Origin of the sequence: Corynebacterium sp. KPL2895, from assembly GCF_040225815.1 — a bacterium.
In the GTDB taxonomy this organism is placed as follows: domain Bacteria; phylum Actinomycetota; class Actinomycetes; order Mycobacteriales; family Mycobacteriaceae; genus Corynebacterium; species Corynebacterium rhinophilum.
Genome location: NZ_JBEHFY010000001.1, coordinates 139,054 through 156,585, shown reverse-complemented (window position 1 = coordinate 156,585; position 17,532 = coordinate 139,054). Strand labels below are relative to the sequence as shown.

The following is a 17,532-nucleotide window of genomic DNA, read 5'->3' as shown; positions in this document are numbered from 1 at the left end:
CGCGAAAAGGTATGAGCGAGGCCACTTTAGCAATTAATTACACCCGTGTACTTAAAAACGCCGTACCCGCGGTGCGCGCGCAGTCAGCCCGCGCTATTTACGGGCCCGGCGCTGGGGGCGCGGCGGGGTCACGCCATCGGCAAGCCGCCTAGTCCAAATGAGGAAGGCAGTGTGCGCATTCATGCGGTGCTCCGGGCGGGTGGCTAGGCCTTCTACCTTCCACTCGCGCACCAGGGATTCCCACGCCTTCGGCTCGGTAAAGCACTGTAGCTCGCGGATTCCCTCCATGACCTTCATCAACTGCGGGACGGTAGCCACATAGGTCATAAACACCCCGCCGGGGATCAACAGATCGCGCACAGTTTCCAGGTTCTCCCATGGCTCCAGCATGTCCAAGATGATGCGGTCTACAGGGCCGCCGAGGTCCTCTGCGGTGACATCGCCAAGATCCCCCAGGCGCGGCGACCACCACTCGGGGCGGGCGCCAAAGTATTCCTCGACGTTATCGACCGCGTACTCCAAGTGATCGTCGCGGATCTCGTAGGAATAGACGTGGCCTTCGGGGCCCACGGCGCGCAGGAGGGACATCGACAAGGCGCCGGAGCCCGCACCAGCCTCCAGCACGCGGGCGCCCATGAAAATATCGCCCTCGACCAAGATTTGCGCGGCGTCCTTGGGATAAATAACGGCGGCGCCCCGCGGCATCGAGAGGACGTGATCCACCATGAGGTGGCGGAAGAGCAGGAAGGACGAGCCCAAGGTGGACTCGATGACGGAACCTTCATCCATCCCCACGATGTCATCGTGGTTGATTATGCCTTTATGGGAATGGAACTGGCCTCCTTCTTTCAAAATGACCGTGTAGTGGCGCCGCTTGGCGTCCGTCAGCTGCACGCGGTCGCCATAGGAAAAGGGGCCAGAATAAGCCATGCCGCAAAACTCCTCGAGGTTGTGGGTACTAACCCTTCAAGTATGCCTCAAGAGCCCGCGAGAGCCATATTTGGTCCCGCTCGCCCACCATCTCGCGCGCCGAGTGCATCGATAGCATCGGCACGCCCACATCGACGGTGTCGATACCCAGCCGCGTTGCGGTAATGGGGCCAATGGTCGATCCGCACGGCACGTCGTTATTGCCCACGAAACGCTGCACCGGAACCCCAGCCTTGGCGCAGGCGGTCTCCCACAGCGCGATCGTCTGCGCATCGGAGGCATAGCGCTGGTTGCCGTTGATCTTGGTCACGGGGCCTTGCCCAATAATTGGATGGTGGGTGGGATCGTGCTTATCCACGTAGTTGGGGTGTACCGAGTGCGCGGCATCGGCAGACACGCAACTAGACCGGGCATACATTTGGAAACGCTCTTCCTCGTTGGCCCCCAAGGCGCGCGCGGTACGGGTCAGCACGTCCTGCAGGATGGGCCCGGCGGCACCATAACGGGAGCTCGATCCCACTTCCTCGTGGTCAAACGCCATCATGACCAAAATATCGGAGCCGTCATAGTCCTGCGCGGCATTCTGCATGGCCTCCAGCGAGGCGTGCACCGAAGACAGGTTATCCATGCGGCCGGCTGCGATAAACTTTTCGCCCGCTCCGAAGACCGCGCCCCGGGCGGCATCGGCCGTAATCAGGTTGAAGGAAGTAATATCCTGCTTGGCGATGCCCGCCTGCTCCCCCACCACCTGCAGGATCGACGCCTCTTCATCACCAACCGTGAGCACCGGCTGCATGTGCTTTTGCCGGTCCGGTTTGAACTCATCCTTGCGGTAAAGGTGGATAGCCAACGAAGGAAGGCGCAGGACCGGCCCCGTATTCACGAGGTGCTGGCGCCCGTCTGTGGTTACGACCTGTCCGGCGACGGTAAGCTCACGGTCAAACCAGGTGTACAACAAAGCGCCGCCGTATACCTCTACTGCTACCTGCTGCCAGCCGGCGGAAGAAAAATCGGGCGTGGGTTTCAGCGCCAACCCCGGCGAATCAGTATGCGAGCCGACGATACGGAAACCGGAGTTCTTATCCGCGTTTTCTGGCACATACCACGCGCTCACCGCGCCGCCGCGCACCATGACATGCCCTCCTGGTGCGGCCGACCACTCCTCGCGCTCATCCTGGACCTGGAAGCCAGATTCTTGCAGCTGGCGCGATACCTCATGCGCGGCATGGTAAGACGACGGTGAGGCCGCCAAGAAATCAAGGAACTTATCGGTATAACTCATACCTTCTAGCTTGCCACGAAACTAACGGCGATAGGCTAGATACACCATGGCTACTTCATCTACTCCCCGCCCCCTTGCCCTATCGCCTTCGCGCGCCTCCGACTACCAGCAGTGCCCTCTGCTTTTTCGTTTCCGGGCCATCGACAAGATTCCCGAGCCTAAGACTATCGCTCAAGTGAAAGGAACCCTGGTCCACGCGGTTTTAGAAGAAACCCATAAGCTCCCGCGCGAAGAGCGCACCTACCCAGCAGCGGTAAAAATGATTAAACCGAGCTGGGCCGCGATGACAAAAAAGGACTCTGCACTCCTCGAGCTCGTGCCCGAAGAAGAAACGTATGACTTCTTCGTCGCCGCCCGCGAGCTGCTCAAGGGCTATTTCCAGATGGAAAATCCACAGGGCTTCGACTGCCAAGAAACCGAAATGTATGTCGATACGGTCCTACCTAATGGCGTGCCCGTGCGCGGGTTTATTGACCGCGTGGACCGCGCCCCCACCGGTGAGGTGCGCGTGGTGGATTATAAGACGGGAAAGAAACCAGCACCGCGCTTTTCCCACAGCGCCCAATTCCAGATGCGGTTTTATGCCCTGGTGTACTGGCGCCTGCTGGGGGCCATCCCCAACCAGCTACGGCTGATGTATTTAAAGGTGCTGGATTCGATGTTTTTAGCTCCTACCCAGGAGGAACTCGAATACTTCGAGCGCGATCTAGGCCAACTGTGGGCCAAGATTGAAGCCGATGGGCGCGCCGGGGATTTTCGCCCGAAGCGCTCCAAGCTCTGTGATTGGTGCGCGCATCAGGCGATCTGCCCTGAATTTGGCGGCACGCCACCGGAGTACCCGGGGTGGCCGGGCTCCGCGGCGGATTAACTCCTTTTAGAACAGTCCGGATACCGTGCCATCGGCGGCGACGTCGATATTATTGGCCGCCGGCTTCTTGGGCAGGCCCGGCATGGTCATCACGTTGCCGGTAAGCACCACGATAAACCCCGAACCGGTGCGCGGCAGTAGCTCACGCACGTGCAGCGTGTGGCCTTCCGGAGCGCCCAATGCGGTTGCTTCATCCGAGAAGGAATACTGCGTCTTGGAAATGACCACGGGTAATTTATCCCAGCCATTGTCCTTGATGTATTGCAAGTCCTTCACAGCCTTTGAGCCGTATTCCACGCGGTCCGCGCGGTAGATCTCGCGGGCGATGGTCTCGATGGAGGCCTCGATGCCTTCTTCAGGATCATAGAGCTGCTGCGCGCCGCCCTCGAGGTTCTCCAGCAAGGTCTCGGCCAGCTTCGTCGCTCCCGCGCCGCCTTCGGCCCAGACGTTGGCCTCTTCCAAGGCCACGCCGAAGTCCTTGGCCCAATCGCGCATAAACTGGCGCTCCGCCTCCGTATCGGACCAGAAGAGGTTCAGCGCGACGACGGGCTTGATCCCAAACTTGCGCAGGTTTTCTACGTGGCGCTCAAGGTTGACGATGCCCTTCTGCAGCGCCTCAAGGTTTTCCTCGGTGAGCTTGTCCTTGGCAACGCCTCCGTTGTACTTCTGCGAGCGGATCGTCGCCACAACCACCGCGCCGGCCACATCCAGGTCACCAAACCGGGACTTGATATCCATAAACTTCTCGCCGCCAAGATCCGCGCCGAAGCCGGCTTCAGACAGCACGATATCTCCGAACTGCAGGGCGGTCTGCGTCGCCAGCAAGGAGTTGCAGCCGTGCGCGATATTGGCGAAGGGACCACCGTGCACGAGTGCGGGAACCCCGCCGAGGGTTTGCACGAGGTTCGGGTTCAAGGCATCGCGCATCAATGCGGTCAGCGCACCTTCCGCATCGAGCTCGCGCGCGGTTACTGGGCGCTGGTCATAGGTAAAGCCGACGGTAATATCGCCTAGGCGCTGCTTGAGGTCATCGAGGCTCGTCGCCAAGCACAAAATGGCCATGATCTCGGAGGCCGCCGTAATGGTAAAGCCAGTTTCTGCCGGCACGCCGTGTGCCGATCCACCAAGGCCGGTCACCACGTTGCGCAGTGCGCGGTCGTTCACGTCGACGCAGCGCTGCCATGTCACGCGGCGCGGGTCGATGCCCAGCTGGTTGCCCTGGTGAATGTGATTGTCGATGATGGCCGCCAGCGTATTCGTTGCCGCGGCAATGGCGTGGAAGTCACCGGTGAAGTGCAGGTTGATATCCTCCATCGGCACAATCTGGGCGTAACCGCCGCCCGCGGCGCCGCCCTTGATGCCCATGACCGGGCCCTGGGATGGCTCGCGCAGGGCCACGATGGCCTTCTTCCCAATCTGGTCCAAGGCATCGGTCAAGCCGATAAGCACCGTGGATTTTCCCTCGCCGGCAGGTGTTGGGGAGACTCCTGTCACCAGCACGAGCTTGCCGCGCTTGTCTTTGGCGTAGTCCACCTTGGTGATATCCACCTTGGCCTTCGTGGAACCAAAGGGAATTACTGCATCTTCAGGGATACCTGCTTTGGCTGCGATCTCCGCAATCGGCTGCAGGTTATGGGCTTGTGCGATTTCAACATCGGATGGCTGCGTAGTCATAGCACCTACCCTACCGATTTCTGGCATTAGCCAAGTCGCATGGGGTAAGAAATGTGAGACACAACATTCTTCGGGTGGGGTTGCCGCATAAAAGTGGCGCCCTCTCTGCGGAGAAGACGCCACTGGGAATGCGAATTGAAGGACTCGCTAGATGATTACCGCGCCGAGTGCGTAGCCCAAGAGCACGGAACCGACAATGCTGACCACGCCGGGGATGAGGAATGGGTGGTTAAAGACGGCCTTGCCGATCTTGGTCGTGCCCGTATCATCCATTTCGACTGCTGCCAGTAACGTTGGGTAGGTAGGCAGGATGAACAGGGCAGATACTGCCGGGAATGCGGCCACGGCGGTAACCGGGCTTACTCCCAGCGCCAAGGCGGCGGGCATGAGTGCCTTGGTGGTGGCGGCCTGCGAGTACAGCAGGGCTGCGGCGAAGAAGAGCACCACTGCCAGCAACCATGGCGAAGCTTCGATGACGTCTCCGGCTAAGGCCTGAATATCGTCCAAGTAGTGGTTAATGAGGGTGGTTCCCAACCACGCGACACCCAGCACACAGATGCAGGCGGACATGCCCGATTTAAATACCGGGGTGTTGAGGACGTCAGCTGCCGGAATCTTGGTCTTGAGCACGATGATCGTTGCGGCCGAAAGCATGACCGTCATAATCGCCTCATTGCGCGGCAACGTGGGATCCGTAATGAGACCAACCTGCTCGGAAGAAATGGTAGCCCATGCCATGACGATAACGATGGCGATAAGGAAGATAACGACGGAAGACTTAGCGCCTTCCTTTGGCTCATATTTGCTAGCACCAATCGGCTCTTTGACTAGGCCCTGCGCCTTGCGCTCTTGGTAGACGGGGTCATCTTCCAGTTCCTTGCCAAACCTATTGGCCAGCCACGCTGCTGGGAAGATGGACAGGAAGGTAGCTGGAATCAGAACGCCGAGCACCTGGAGGTACCCCACGCCCATGGGCTCAAGCAGGCCAGCCAGGATGACCACCGCGGCCGAAATCGGTGAGGCACAGATACCCATCTGCGCGGCGACGACCGCGATAGACAGCGGGCGCGACGGACGAACCTTGCCCTCCTTGGCCACCTCGACGATCACCGGCAGCGTGGAAAAGGAGGTGTGGCCGGTACCGGCAAGGACCGTCATCAGCCACGTCACGATGGGTGCGTAGTACGTAATTTTCTTAGGGTTTTTGCGCAGGAACTTCTCGGCCACGTGAACCAAATAGTCCATGCCGCCGGCTTTTTGCATGGCGGCGATGGCCGCAATCACCGTCATGATGATGGCGATGACATCGAACGGAATGTCTTCCCTAGTTACGGGAACTCCCGCAACACCCAAAAGGAGAACGCCCAGGCCACCGGCCATGCCGATACCTATGGACCCAATTCTCGCACCCAAGATAATGGCCGCGAGAACGATGACAATATGAACAATAACCATGGATACACTCCACACGTTCTCAACTACACGTAGTGGACCCGCCTTGACCTGCCGGTCGTGGACCACCCTTACACTTCTATTTTGCCCTGAATGTGTTGTTTTATTGACACAATATGCCCGTTTGTGTCGGTTCCCACATGTGTTCTACCTCGCGTTATAAACCGTTCGGTATATTTCCATGCCACTGCGCTATTGGGGTTGCCCGCAAATCGTGGACACGTAGTGGAGCTACCTAGTGGTTAGGCAGCTATTTCTTTTCTGCTGGTGGTTAGGCTGGTGTGGTTCTCGAAATCGACGGGGCTGACCATCCCGAGTGCGGAGTGCCGGCGCCGACGGTTGTAGACGGCTTCAATCCAGTAGGCAACGGCCTGACGCGCAGCATCGCGGGTTGGCCAGCGCTTCCGGTCGTAGAACTCGGTCTTAAGCGTCGACCAGAACGACTCAGCCATCGCATTATCGAAACACACCCCAGTACGCCCCACAGACTGAGCAACACCTAGGTTGCGGCACACCTCCCAGAGCTGCTCGCTGGTAAATTGTGTTCCCCGGTCGGCGTGAAACACCAGCCCGTCAGGAACGTCACCACGCAGCGTATGCGCCATCCGCAGTGCTCGTTCGACCAAACGTGTGTCTTGCACGCTATCCATAGCCCAGCCCAGCACCCTGCGGGAATGACCATCGCGGACCACGCACAAATACAACCAACCCTCGCCGGTTCGCAGGTAGGTAATGTCTGACATCCATACTCGATTGAGCTCGCCGGTATCAAACATGCGCTTTACCAGGTCAGGAAGACTCGACTTACGTTTAGATTGAATCGTTGTCGCTGGGACGAAGGCACGCGGTGACATCCCTTCAATTCCCATCAGGCGCATCCGCTTAGCCACAGTCTTGCGATTCAAGGTGATCTGGTAGCGCTCACCTAGTTCTGCGGTGATTCGCGGGGCACCGTAGACCTCGTTGGAGTCTTTCCAGATCTGATGAATCTTGCGATCAACATCATCGTAAAATGCTGCACGATCATCCTTACCGGATAAGCGTTGCTCCTGCATATGGGCCCATGTGTAGTATCCAGACCGAGATACCTTCAAAAGGCGTGCCATGCGCTTGATACTGAAATTCGCCTTGCTCTGGCTGCATTAATTCGAACTTTTCTGATCGCGTTGCCTTAAAGCGAAGAAGGCCGTCGCTTGTGACAAAAACTCGTTATCCATCTTGGCTTCTGCCAGCTCACGACGCAGACGAGCATTCTCAGCACGAAGATCAGCCTCGCTTAGCCCATCAGAGGATCCTTAGGCGTTGACGCTCATTTTTCACCCACCGACCTAAAAGGCCAGGTGCGACACCAATTTCTTTCGCTACATGAGCAATCGGGCGTTCTGACTCGATTACTAGGTTTGCGGCTTCACGCCGGTACTCCGGCGTGTATTTCTGGCGTTGTTGACTCACAATGAACATCCTCTCTTACGGACACAAGATGCGCACTAATCGGGTGTCCACTAAACGAGGGTAACCTCACTAGGAAATGGGAGACACCAATTCGGGCATAGACGAAAGAGGCCGCACACACCGTGGAGTACTCCCCTCCCGTTTTCCACGGGAAGAGTGAGCACGGTGTGTGCGGAATGTTGCGCTATGGCTCGTGGGCTTTACTTAGTTTTCGTCCAAGAAAAGCTGGCCGCGGAATTCTGGGTGCATGAGGTTTTCTACCGACAGCACCTTGTTCAGCGTTGCCTCATCCAGAAGGCCCTTCTCCAGGACGAGTTCCTTGACGCCCTTGCCGGTCTTGAGGGATTCCTTGGCAATCTCGTCACCGTTGTGGTGGCCAATGAATGGGTTCAGGTAGGTGACGATACCGATGGAGTTCTCCACGTACTGGCGGCACACATCGGCGTTAGCGGTAATGCCGGTGACGCACTTTTCGCGCAGCGCATCAACCGCGTTGCCCATAATGCGGATGGACTGGAACAGCGCCTCACCGATGACCGGCTCCATCACGTTGAGCTGCAGCTGACCTGCCTCTGCGGCCATGGTCACGACGTGGTCATTGCCGAAGATCTTGAAGCAGGTCTGGTTGACAACCTCTGGGATAACTGGGTTGACCTTACCCGGCATGATGGAGGAACCTGCCTGGCGGGCCGGCAGATTGATTTCGCCAAGGCCAGCGCGTGGACCGGAGGACAGCAGGCGCAGGTCGTTACAGATCTTGGACAGCTTCATGGCGGCGCGCTTGATGGCGGAGTGCAAGAATACGTAGGCGCCGCAGTCAGAGGTGGCCTCGATAAGGTCGCTTGCAGTCTTCATCTCCAGGCCGGTGACTTCAGACAGAGCGGCGGTTACCTGGTGGCGGTAGCCGGCTGGGGTGTTAACGCCGGTGCCGATGGCGGTGGCGCCGAGGTTGATCTGCAGCAAGCGGCTCTGTGCGTCGCGCAGAACGGCCTGCTCCTCGTTCAGGTTATTGGCAAAGCCCTTGAATTCATCGCCCAAGGTCATGGGGACGGCATCCTGTAGCTGGGTGCGGCCCATCTTCAGGATGTCTTGGAACTCATTGCCCTTGTCTTGGAATGCGGAACGCAGGCTGTCGATGCGCACGACGAGGTCATCGATGGCAGCGTACAGGCCCAGACGGAAGCCAGTTGGGTAAGCATCGTTGGTGGACTGGGACATGTTGACGTCATCGTTGGGGTTGATGATGTCGTAGGAGCCCTTCTCCTCCCCCAAGTGCTCAAGCGCCAGGTTGGCAACGACCTCATTGGTGTTCATGTTCAACGAGGTGCCGGCGCCGCCCTGGAATACATCGAGCGGGAACTGGTCCATGCAGCGGCCCTCGTCCAAGATCTGGTCACAAGCCCAGATGATGGCCTCCGCCTTCTTCTTTGGAAGCACGTGCAGGCGACGGTTGGCCATCGCAGCGGCCTTCTTGACCTGCACCATGCCGCGGATGAAGTGCGGAATGGTGTTAATGGTCACGTAGGAAATCTGGAAGTTATCCATCGCGCGGACGGTGTGGACACCAAAGTAGGCATCAGCAGGAATTTCCAAGTCACCGATCAGGTCGGTCTCCGTACGAGTGTTTTTGCTCGACGTCTTTGGCTGCTTCTGCTCAGCTACCTTTTTCTGTGCAGAATGGGTGGTCTTATCCTCCTGCTTTTCCTGCCCTTCCTTTGCAGCAGACTTAGTGTCTTTTTCTTCTTTCTTAGACGACTTTGCCATGATGGCGCGGCTCCTTTGCCTGTCGAGAATGATGTCCGAGTAAATGTTCTCAAGCGCCAATGGTAGCCACGTTTCGCCCCAGTTGGGACGACCAAGAATTTAATACTCCCCCTAAAAGCGGGCAATGCGGAGATCGGAAGCCAAAATTGCCTCCGCACCGAGTTGGGAAAGTCGATCCATAATCTGGTTGGCTTCCTTCTGCGGAACCATCGCACGCACCGCTACCCAGTCTTGCCGCGCCAACGGTGAGACCGTGGGTCCAGTCAGACCCGGAGTAACACCAGCTGCTTTGTCCAGATTTTCTTCCGCGATGTTGTAGTCAATCATGAGGTAGGTGCGGGCGTGTAAAATTCCTTGGATGCGGCCCAAGACAACCTGCTCTTCCGGCGTCACCTCTGCATCGTGGCGCTTAATAACCACGGCCTCCGAGGTCACGATGGGCTCGCCAAACGGTGCCAAGCCCTGCTGCCGCAGCGTAGTACCAGTTGACACGACATCAGCAATGACATCGGCCACGCCCAAGTGGATGGAGATTTCTACCGCCCCGTCTAGGCGGATGACATCGGCGGAAATCCCCTTCTCCGCCAGGTCCTGGCGGACCAAATTCGGGTACGACGTAGCCACACGCTTGCCCTCCAGGTGAGAGATATCCCACCCCTCTCCTTGGGGTGCGGCGTAGCGGAATGTCGAGTCACCGAAGCCGAGCGAGAGGACCTCTTTAAATTGGGCATTGGAATCGAGCGCCAAATCGCGCCCCGTAATCCCTAGATCGAGCACGCCGCGGGCAACATAGATCGCGATGTCCTTCGGGCGGAGGAAGAAGAACTCCACCCCGTTATCCAGATCCACCACGTTCAGGGTTTTGGAGTGGCCGCGCCCCTTGTATCCGGCCTCACCAAGGATTTCTAAAGCCGCCTCCGATAAGGACCCTTTATTTGGTACTGCAATTTTGATCATGCTGTTCTCCAGGATTTTTGCTCCACCGCAGGTGGCAACAAGTTATAGGTATTTATAAATATCTTCAGGGCGCAGCCCGCGCTTGATCATCATGACCTGCGTCCAATAGATAAGCTGCGACATCTCTTCTGCCAGTTCCTCATCGGACTGGTATTCGGCGGCGATCCATACCTCGCCCGCCTCTTCGATGATCTTTTTGCCAATATGATGGGCGCCTTCTTCCAGCGCCTGGACGGTCCCAGAGCCCTCAGGCTTCTGGTCTGCTTTGTTTAGTAGCTCAGCAAAAAGTGTCTCAAAATCCTTCACGGCTACCTATTGTTCCACAGGTAAGCAGACAATGCGAAGGGTTTTATTTCATTTCCTGGATAGCCCGGAACCACTCGTAGACATCCGTGTGGAGCGCGCCGGCGAGGTGGCGAGAATCGCGCAGCCGGGAGATCTCCACTACCCCGTCCGGTACTTCCACTCCTTCATCCTCTGGCAAACCGATAACGGTGCATCCCGCGGCCACGGCAGCGCGCATACCTGCCGGGGAATCCTCAAATACGAGGCACTGAGCTGGATTAAGCTGCAGGCGCCGGGCCGCTTCCAAGTACATGTCTGGGGCAGGCTTGCCGGTGGGAACTTCATCGCCGCAAATAGTGTCTACGAAATACTCGCTGCCGATGACAGCAATGGCGGCGTCTGCAACGTCGCGGTCCGTATTCGTCGTAACCATCATCGGCATGCCGTCGTGGTGCAGCGAAGTTAAAAGCTCAGGGATGCCGGGAAAGATTTCGAGGCGGCCAGCAAAAAGAGTCTTCATATAATCAAACATCTTGTGCCGGTAGGCCTCGACATCGCCTTCACCCAAGACAACCCCAGCGTTGTCGGCGCAAATGCGCAGCGTCGTCGTAAAAGTAGCCCCCACCGTATCCATCCGTTGGCTTGAGGTAAGGCGTTTTCCCAGCACTTCTGAAAGGTAGTAGGTCGCCTCGCCCCACAGGGGCTCCGAGTTCGTTAAGGTGCCGTCCATGTCCCAGAAAATCGCCGCTGGACGGGGCAAAAGCTGGGAATTACTCACTGTGGTCATACACACTCCACCGGATTTTCCGGCATAGAATTAAGGCTCAACGAGGATATTCGCGCTGCGCGGTGATCGATCAACTTCACCTTAGGAATCTACCCACGGCGGGCTGGCGCCGTAAAGAGGCTTAGAAGTCCAACTCGGGAATCTGTGATAGCGCCTCATCATCGGCACCGGTTGCCGCGGAGGCGTTGTACATAAGCTCGGCGATTTCTTCTTTTTCCTCCGGCTCCACCACGGCATCGTGTTGCTTGCGATTAAAGGTGGCGAGTTTTTTAACGGTCTTATTCAGCACCGCGGCGAGCTGGCCGCCATCAGGATCATCCGGCAGCCCGTCTAGCCCGTCCAGCATCTGCTCGAGGTGGCCTTTAAGTTCTGGTAGCACCGCCGCGTTAAACGGCGCCTCCCAGAACTCTTTTTCCTCATCCTTGAGGTAATCACCGGTGGCAAAGGACTTCAGTTCAGCAATGAACTCATCAACGGTGGGTTGGAAATCTGCGCGAATGCTCATGCTGTCGATATTGCCCTAAGTTGGCTAGGCCCGCACGCCGAGCAGCGAATCAAGTGCGGTACGCACCAACTGCGCAGCCCCTTCCTCGTCCTCGCCGCGGTCACTGCCTGCCCAATCGTCGATGGCGCGCAGGGCGGTGGGGGTATCGAGGTCATCGGCAAGCGCTTGGCGAAGCCCCGCTACCGCACCTTCTGCAGCCGACAGGGACCCAGGGGCCTCCAGTGCGGTCCGCCAGGTGGCCAGGCGGGCCTTGGCCTGGTCGAGCACCTCATCGGACCAATCCCGCTCGGCGCGGTAGTGGCCGGAGAATACGCCAAGGCGGATGGCGGAGGGATCCTCGCCCTGCTCCACAAGCTTGTGGACGAAGACCAGGTTGCCCAGGGACTTGGACATTTTCACGCCGTCGAGGCCGATCATTCCGGTGTGGACGTAGAACTGCGCCATGCGGTCTACGCCCAATGCGGCCTCTGCATGCGCGGCGGAAAATTCGTGGTGCGGGAACTTCAGATCGCTGCCGCCGCCTTGGATATCAAAAGTGCTACCCAAGTAGTTGGTGGCGATGGCAGAGCACTCGATGTGCCAACCGGGGCGGCCGGGGCCGAAGGGAGACTTCCACGCCGGTTCGCCTTCGCGGTGGGCGCGCCAAATCAGGGCGTCCATGGGGTGCTTCTTGCCTGGGCGGTCGGGGTCGCCGCCGCGCTCGGCAAAAAACTCCCGCATCTGTTCCATCGAGTAGTTGGATTCGTAGCCAAATTCCTCGGTGGCATCGATGGAGGCATATACATCCGGGTACTCTGGGTCATCGACCACGTAAGCGGCGCCGTTATCCAACAGCTTTTGCACCATGTCCACGATCTCATCGACCGCCTCCATAGCGCCGATGAAGTGCTGTGGCGGGATGACCGATAAAAGCTCCATATCGGAGCGGAAAAGGTCGATCTGGGAGGTGCCGAGTTCGCGCCAATCAACGCCGTCGCGCTCCGCGCGCTCAAAGAGTGGGTCATCGACGTCGGTGATATTTTGCGCGTAATTGACCTTCTTGCCAGCGTCCAGGAACTGCCGGTAAATCAGATCGAAAGTGAGATAGGTGGCTGCGTGGCCCAAGTGGGTCGAATCATACGGGGTAATGCCGCACACGTACATGGTGGCGGTATCCCCCTTTACCTGCACGGGGGCCTTGGTTTGATTCGCGGAATCGTAGAGATAGAGCTGCGCCGCATCGCCTGGGACGCGACTATAAGAAGGTGTTGGCCAAGAATGCATGGCACCTATCCTAACGCGAACTTATGGGGTGCTTTAAATGGGCTGTAGGACTCCCAAGGCCAGCAGAATCATCACGAGGATGCCTACTGGGATGCGGTAGGCCGCAAACCATGCAAAGGAGTGGTTGCCCACGAAGTTCAGCAACCAGGCAATCGACGCGTAGCCCAAGGCAAAGGCAATGCCGGTGCCGACGAGCAGCTGCATACCGGACGCGGCTTGACCGGCCTCGGGCGCGAAGGCATCGGGAAGCGAAAAAAGCCCCGACGCCAGCACCGCCGGAATGGCCAAGAGGAAGCTAAAGCGCGTGGCCACCTCGCGGTCGAGGCCCAAGAAAAGACCACCGGAAATAGTGCCGCCCGAACGCGAAACGCCAGGAATCAGCGCCAAGCACTGGCACAAGCCCATGATGATGGCATCCTTCATCGTGAGCTCGTCATAACCGCGCTTTTTGAAGCCCACGCGCTCTGCGGCGATGAAGACGAAGGAGAAAAGGATCAGCATCGCGGCGGTGATCCACAGGTTGCGCAGCGCACCGCGGATGGCATCTTCAAAAACCAACCCGATAACGCCGATGGGAATGGATCCGGCGATGACCATCCAGCCCATGCGCCAGTCCTGTCCGCGCGAGGCGGGGTTGGTCCACCCACGCAGCCATCCGGAGAGGATTTGCCAGATCATCGGGGCGAAATAAACCAGCACGGCAAGCTCGGTGCCGAGCTGGATGACGGCTGTAAAGGAAGCACCGGCATCGTTGCCCCAAAAGAGCTCGGAAACAATGCGCAGGTGCCCCGAGGAGCTTACCGGGAGAAACTCCGTAAGCCCCTGCACAATGGATAAAACGATAACTTGTGCCCAAGAAACTGCTTCGGTCGCGGTATCAGAAATCACCCGCCATACACTACCGCCGCGCACGGCTTCGGGAAATCGCAACGCGCGCTGTTAGGATAAGTATCCGTGAAATCACGATCCCGCTCCACACTCGTACTATCCAGCTTGCTAGCACTCTCCACTGCTGCGCTGGCCGCCTGCGATTCCACCGTGGGCGTAGGCGGTGATCCCGAAACCGCAGTGAAGGGCAACGCCACCCCAGCCGCTTCTCCGAGCGACACCGATCCTGCCGGTACGGTCATCGACCTCGATGAAGACATCACGGATCTGGCCGCGGTGAAGGATACGATTGCCGTTCGCACCGCGGACCAGGTGCGCATTGGCAGCCAGGATGACTTTGCCGCCAAGAAGGCCAAGAGCATCGATGTCGATTCCACCTGCGGCGATTTGAGCTCCTCCGAATCTGGATTCGTCTTGGCTTGCCCGGATAAGGTCCTACTCATTGATCCTTCTGCGCCGGAGTCACCGGAAGAAATCAAGATGGAGGAAGACTTCCAGGTCACCGCTGCGACCCAACTTTCCACCGGCGAAGTCTTTGTCACCGCGAGCGACTCCGCTGTGGTCGGCCGGTACAAGGATGGCACGCGGGACGGCGAAATCTCCGTCGAGGCCGGCTCGGACCAGATGCTCGCCGTTCCCAATGCGGACGGCGATGACGGGATTGTGCGCATTCAGCGTTCGGATTCCACCATCCAGAATATCGATTGGCCCAATGACCGCGCCGGCGGCCGGTTGCGCGCTGGCCAGGGTGTCGGCCAAATCGCGGTGGGTAATAACGGCGTCGTGCTCGCCTCCGATACCGAGGGCGGCCGGATCGCGGTCTATACCTCCGATGACGTCGTCCGCCTGCACCAATACGGCGTGGTCGATGGCACCCCGTGGGCGGTGGCCTGGGATGACTCGCGCGAGCTCGCGTGGGTTACCACCACCGATAACAACATCGCGCACGCCTATTCCATTGACAAGGGCGTTCCCGAATCCCGCGGCGAGATTGCCACGCTTGCCGATGCCCAAAATATTTCCGCTCTTTCCAATGGCACCATCGTGGTTGCCTCCGCATCCGGCCAGGGGCTGCAGTTCGTGGCGGATCCACACCTGACAAAGGCAAAGGAGTCTTAATCCATGGTTTCGACCTTCGATTCGCTGCGCAAAGGCGCCTATCAGCTGGCGCTACGCGGGATGTTTCGCTTAAGCCCCGAGCGCATCCACGGCATTATCAACTCTGGCCTCCACGGCCTGCACGCGGCAGGGCCTGCCAATCGCGCGCTTGGCCGCATCCTGCCGGTCAACGATCCGGTCTTGACACAGGAAGTATGCGGGATCACCTTCCCGCGCCCGCTTGGCCTGGCGGCTGGGTTTGATAAAAACGCCGCTGCCGCCGATGCCTGGTCGCCGCTTGGTTTCGGCTATGCCGAGCTGGGCACCGTCACGGCGCAGGCGCAGCCGGGCAACCCGACTCCCCGCCTCTTCCGCCTCAAAGAAGATGCCGCCATCTTAAACCGGATGGGTTTTAATAATGAGGGTGCGGCCGCCGTGGCAGAGAATCTGCGCAAGCGCCGGTACAACGACGTCATCGGGATTAATATCGGCAAAACCAAGGTCACCCCGGCCGAACGCGCCGTGGATGATTACCGCCGCTCCGCCTCCGTCTTAGGCGGTCTGGCGGACTACCTGGTGGTCAATGTCTCTTCCCCCAATACCCCTGGGTTGCGGGACCTGCAGGCGGTCGAATCGCTGCGCCCCATCCTGCGCGCCGTGCAAGAATCCACCGATGTCCCCGTCATGGTCAAAATCGCGCCGGACCTTTCGGATGCCGATGTCGATGCCGTCGCCGATCTCGCCGTGGAGCTAGGCCTTGCCGGCATCGTCGCCACCAATACCACCATCTCCCGCGAGGGGCTTAGCACTCCCCGCGCGGAGGTAGAAGCCCTTGGCGCCGGCGGCATTTCCGGCCCACCGGTGGCCGAACGCTCCTTAGAAGTACTCCGCCGCCTGAATGCGCGCGTGGGCTCGCAGCTTGTCCTGATTTCCGTCGGCGGCATTACCACCCCAGAACAGGCGTGGGAGCGGATTGCCGCCGGTGCCAGCCTCCTCCAGGGCTATACCGGGCTCATCTACGGCGGGCCGGACTGGATTCGGGATATTCACAGGGGCATCGCCAAGCAGATTCGCGCCCATGGCCTAAGCAATATCTCTGAGGCAGTAGGCTCCAACCTGCCGTGGAAGGCAATAAACTAGCAGCTCATTAGATAGCACAATGCCACGTGTTTCTACACGTGGCATTGCTTATTTATAGGCCCGCTTAGGAGGTCGCCATGACGCTGCGCCGCAAAATTAAGGCACAGATGGCGGACATACCGGCATAAAAGAGCAGCCAATACTGCTGCTGAATCAGGAGATCGTGCTGCGGCAGAAAGCGGCTAGCGATGATCAAGGCCACCGCCACCGCTAGGGCGATAATCTGCGCGCGGCTTCCGGCATGCTCTTTGCTCATTGTGCTGAAGGCACCCACCATCACCGCCGCGATAATGATCGCGAGGTTACTGTAGGTCCAGACAAAAGGTGCGCCCCATCCATCGCTAAAGACGGAAATCAAGGCGAAGAGGATCAGCACGAAAGCAACGACCAAAAAAGCGCCGCCCACCCGCAGCGCTGCGGGTGGGGTCACTGGGTTTTTAGGAGCGGAACTCGCCATTACTTGGCCTCGTACCAACCCCAGAGGATTGCCCGGCCCAGTGCGTGGAAGTGCAGGTTGAAGCCGAGGACGGTGGGGGAAGAATCCGGATCGATATCGAGGGTTTCTACGTCTACGGCGTGGACCGCGTAGAGGTAGCGGTGCGGTGCGTGACCTGCCGGCGGGTTGGCACCAAAGTGGGTGCGGTTGCCGGAGTCATTGCTCAGGCTGATAACACCGTCGATGCCAAGGTCCTCTGCCGCGCCGGCGTTGGTGGGCAGCTCGGAGACATCAGTGGGGATATTAAAGGCGGCCCAGTGCCAGAAACCGGAGGCGGTCGGTGCATCCGGGTCAAAGCAGGTAACCGCTAAAGACTTGGTTCCCTCCGGCAGTCCGGACCATGCCAGCTGTGGGGACACGCTTTCCGGCGCGCGGTGCTTTTCTGGAATCTCATCGCCTTCTACCAAGTCGGTAGAAGACAGCCCAAAGCTGGGGAGTTCGCGCAGCGGGGCGTACGGGTCAGGTCCGGGGAATCGAGTGTCATCTGCATAAGAAGTCATGTACCCCTTTGTACCGCAGATCACACACGCTTGTCGATGCCTCTCGCACTCACCCCACCACCGTGCCTCCGCTTTCGCCCTGCACGCTTACTTAGAGGCTGCAACCTTTTGAGTTACAAAGGTGTTTTTCCCTACCTTAAGATCACCCGCTTTATTAACCTTTACCTGGCGATTTGTATTCCGATGACGGA

16 protein-coding genes and 1 pseudogene are annotated in these 17,532 nt (G+C 58.8%); 3 read left to right on the top strand and 14 right to left on the bottom strand.

Going from position 1 to position 17,532, the window contains the following annotated elements; all coding sequences use genetic code 11:
• Positions 1 to 93: 93 nt before the first annotated feature.
• Together ABRP95_RS00745 and ABRP95_RS00740 are read right to left on the bottom strand one after the other, a co-directional pair.
• A complete protein-coding gene (locus ABRP95_RS00745) occupies positions 94 to 930 on the bottom strand; it encodes a tRNA (adenine-N1)-methyltransferase (RefSeq protein ID WP_005279195.1) in 837 nt (278 codons plus the stop codon).
• A gap of 28 nt (positions 931 to 958) precedes the next feature.
• Positions 959 to 2,212, bottom strand: coding sequence for a M18 family aminopeptidase (locus ABRP95_RS00740; RefSeq protein ID WP_349838776.1), 1,254 nt, complete (start codon positions 2,210 to 2,212; stop codon positions 959 to 961).
• A gap of 46 nt (positions 2,213 to 2,258) precedes the next feature.
• On the opposite strand from ABRP95_RS00740, the gene ABRP95_RS00735 reads away from it, so the two are divergent.
• On the top strand, positions 2,259 to 3,080 hold the full coding sequence (locus tag ABRP95_RS00735) for a RecB family exonuclease (protein ID WP_349838775.1): 822 nt from the start codon (positions 2,259 to 2,261) through the stop codon (positions 3,078 to 3,080).
• Between the two features lie 6 nt (positions 3,081 to 3,086).
• Here ABRP95_RS00735 and ABRP95_RS00730 read toward each other — a convergent pair whose 3' ends face one another.
• The 10 genes and pseudogenes from ABRP95_RS00730 to ABRP95_RS00685 form a co-directional block, all read right to left on the bottom strand.
• On the bottom strand, positions 3,087 to 4,754 hold the full coding sequence (locus ABRP95_RS00730) for a formate--tetrahydrofolate ligase (protein WP_023028816.1): 1,668 nt from the start codon (positions 4,752 to 4,754) through the stop codon (positions 3,087 to 3,089).
• Positions 4,755 to 4,901: 147 nt separating this feature from the next.
• Positions 4,902 to 6,209: an anaerobic C4-dicarboxylate transporter gene (locus ABRP95_RS00725; protein WP_005279191.1), complete on the bottom strand. Its 1,308-nt coding sequence runs from the start codon at positions 6,207 to 6,209 to the stop codon at positions 4,902 to 4,904.
• Between the two features lie 239 nt (positions 6,210 to 6,448).
• A pseudogene (locus ABRP95_RS00720) lies at positions 6,449 to 7,667 on the bottom strand (IS3 family transposase).
• Positions 7,668 to 7,862: 195 nt separating this feature from the next.
• A complete protein-coding gene (aspA, locus tag ABRP95_RS00715) occupies positions 7,863 to 9,422 on the bottom strand; it encodes an aspartate ammonia-lyase (protein WP_039885633.1) in 1,560 nt (519 codons plus the stop codon).
• 111 nt (positions 9,423 to 9,533) lie between these two features.
• Positions 9,534 to 10,379 (bottom strand): ATP phosphoribosyltransferase, encoded by an 846-nt coding sequence (gene hisG / locus ABRP95_RS00710; RefSeq protein ID WP_005279189.1) that lies wholly within the window; start codon positions 10,377 to 10,379, stop codon positions 9,534 to 9,536.
• Between the two features lie 42 nt (positions 10,380 to 10,421).
• Positions 10,422 to 10,685 carry a phosphoribosyl-ATP diphosphatase gene (locus tag ABRP95_RS00705; protein WP_005279188.1) on the bottom strand — a complete coding sequence of 88 codons (264 nt, stop codon included), beginning with the start codon at positions 10,683 to 10,685 and terminating at the stop codon, positions 10,422 to 10,424.
• Positions 10,686 to 10,728: 43 nt separating this feature from the next.
• The gene (locus ABRP95_RS00700; RefSeq protein WP_005282974.1) at positions 10,729 to 11,451 is read right to left on the bottom strand and encodes an HAD family hydrolase; all 723 of its coding nucleotides are present in this window, start codon (positions 11,449 to 11,451) and stop codon (positions 10,729 to 10,731) included.
• A 121-nt stretch (positions 11,452 to 11,572) separates the two neighbouring features.
• Complete coding sequence (locus tag ABRP95_RS00695; protein ID WP_349838774.1) at positions 11,573 to 11,956, bottom strand: hypothetical protein; 384 nt, start codon at positions 11,954 to 11,956, stop codon at positions 11,573 to 11,575.
• 24 nt (positions 11,957 to 11,980) lie between these two features.
• Positions 11,981 to 13,219 (bottom strand): cysteine--1-D-myo-inosityl 2-amino-2-deoxy-alpha-D-glucopyranoside ligase, encoded by a 1,239-nt coding sequence (mshC, locus tag ABRP95_RS00690; protein WP_005282976.1) that lies wholly within the window; start codon positions 13,217 to 13,219, stop codon positions 11,981 to 11,983.
• A gap of 33 nt (positions 13,220 to 13,252) precedes the next feature.
• Positions 13,253 to 14,107: an undecaprenyl-diphosphate phosphatase gene (locus tag ABRP95_RS00685; protein WP_349838773.1), complete on the bottom strand. Its 855-nt coding sequence runs from the start codon at positions 14,105 to 14,107 to the stop codon at positions 13,253 to 13,255.
• Positions 14,108 to 14,173: 66 nt separating this feature from the next.
• Between ABRP95_RS00685 and ABRP95_RS00680 the strand changes: the two genes are divergently transcribed.
• Together ABRP95_RS00680 and ABRP95_RS00675 are read left to right on the top strand one after the other, a co-directional pair.
• A complete protein-coding gene (locus ABRP95_RS00680; protein ID WP_005282979.1) occupies positions 14,174 to 15,226 on the top strand; it encodes an NHL repeat-containing protein in 1,053 nt (350 codons plus the stop codon).
• A 3-nt stretch (positions 15,227 to 15,229) separates the two neighbouring features.
• The gene (locus ABRP95_RS00675) at positions 15,230 to 16,345 is read left to right on the top strand and encodes a quinone-dependent dihydroorotate dehydrogenase (RefSeq protein WP_005282981.1); all 1,116 of its coding nucleotides are present in this window, start codon (positions 15,230 to 15,232) and stop codon (positions 16,343 to 16,345) included.
• 64 nt (positions 16,346 to 16,409) lie between these two features.
• On the opposite strand, the gene ABRP95_RS00670 is transcribed toward ABRP95_RS00675, so the two are convergent.
• Positions 16,410 to 16,802 (bottom strand): hypothetical protein, encoded by a 393-nt coding sequence (locus ABRP95_RS00670; protein WP_005282983.1) that lies wholly within the window; start codon positions 16,800 to 16,802, stop codon positions 16,410 to 16,412.
• Positions 16,802 to 17,341 (bottom strand): YbhB/YbcL family Raf kinase inhibitor-like protein, encoded by a 540-nt coding sequence (locus ABRP95_RS00665; RefSeq protein ID WP_005282986.1) that lies wholly within the window; start codon positions 17,339 to 17,341, stop codon positions 16,802 to 16,804. Before ABRP95_RS00665 ends, ABRP95_RS00670 begins: the two co-directional genes overlap by 1 nt.
• Positions 17,342 to 17,532 lie beyond the last annotated feature (191 nt).

What these genes read in the sequence shown, in the direction of transcription:
- ABRP95_RS00745 (WP_005279195.1), bottom strand. Translation starts at nt 930, where the DNA reads ATGGCTTATTCTGGCCCCTTTTCCTATGGCGACCGCGTGCAGCTGACG.
- ABRP95_RS00740 (WP_349838776.1), bottom strand. Translation starts at nt 2,212, where the DNA reads ATGAGTTATACCGATAAGTTCCTTGATTTCTTGGCGGCCTCACCGTCG.
- ABRP95_RS00735 (WP_349838775.1), top strand. Translation starts at nt 2,259, where the DNA reads ATGGCTACTTCATCTACTCCCCGCCCCCTTGCCCTATCGCCTTCGCGC.
- ABRP95_RS00730 (WP_023028816.1), bottom strand. Translation starts at nt 4,754, where the DNA reads ATGACTACGCAGCCATCCGATGTTGAAATCGCACAAGCCCATAACCTG.
- ABRP95_RS00725 (WP_005279191.1), bottom strand. Translation starts at nt 6,209, where the DNA reads ATGGTTATTGTTCATATTGTCATCGTTCTCGCGGCCATTATCTTGGGT.
- aspA (WP_039885633.1), bottom strand. Translation starts at nt 9,422, where the DNA reads ATGGCAAAGTCGTCTAAGAAAGAAGAAAAAGACACTAAGTCTGCTGCA.
- hisG (WP_005279189.1), bottom strand. Translation starts at nt 10,379, where the DNA reads ATGATCAAAATTGCAGTACCAAATAAAGGGTCCTTATCGGAGGCGGCT.
- ABRP95_RS00700 (WP_005282974.1), bottom strand. Translation starts at nt 11,451, where the DNA reads ATGACCACAGTGAGTAATTCCCAGCTTTTGCCCCGTCCAGCGGCGATT.
- ABRP95_RS00695 (WP_349838774.1), bottom strand. Translation starts at nt 11,956, where the DNA reads ATGAGCATTCGCGCAGATTTCCAACCCACCGTTGATGAGTTCATTGCT.
- mshC (WP_005282976.1), bottom strand. Translation starts at nt 13,219, where the DNA reads ATGCATTCTTGGCCAACACCTTCTTATAGTCGCGTCCCAGGCGATGCG.
- ABRP95_RS00675 (WP_005282981.1), top strand. Translation starts at nt 15,230, where the DNA reads ATGGTTTCGACCTTCGATTCGCTGCGCAAAGGCGCCTATCAGCTGGCG.
- ABRP95_RS00670 (WP_005282983.1), bottom strand. Translation starts at nt 16,802, where the DNA reads ATGGCGAGTTCCGCTCCTAAAAACCCAGTGACCCCACCCGCAGCGCTG.
- ABRP95_RS00665 (WP_005282986.1), bottom strand. Translation starts at nt 17,341, where the DNA reads ATGACTTCTTATGCAGATGACACTCGATTCCCCGGACCTGACCCGTAC.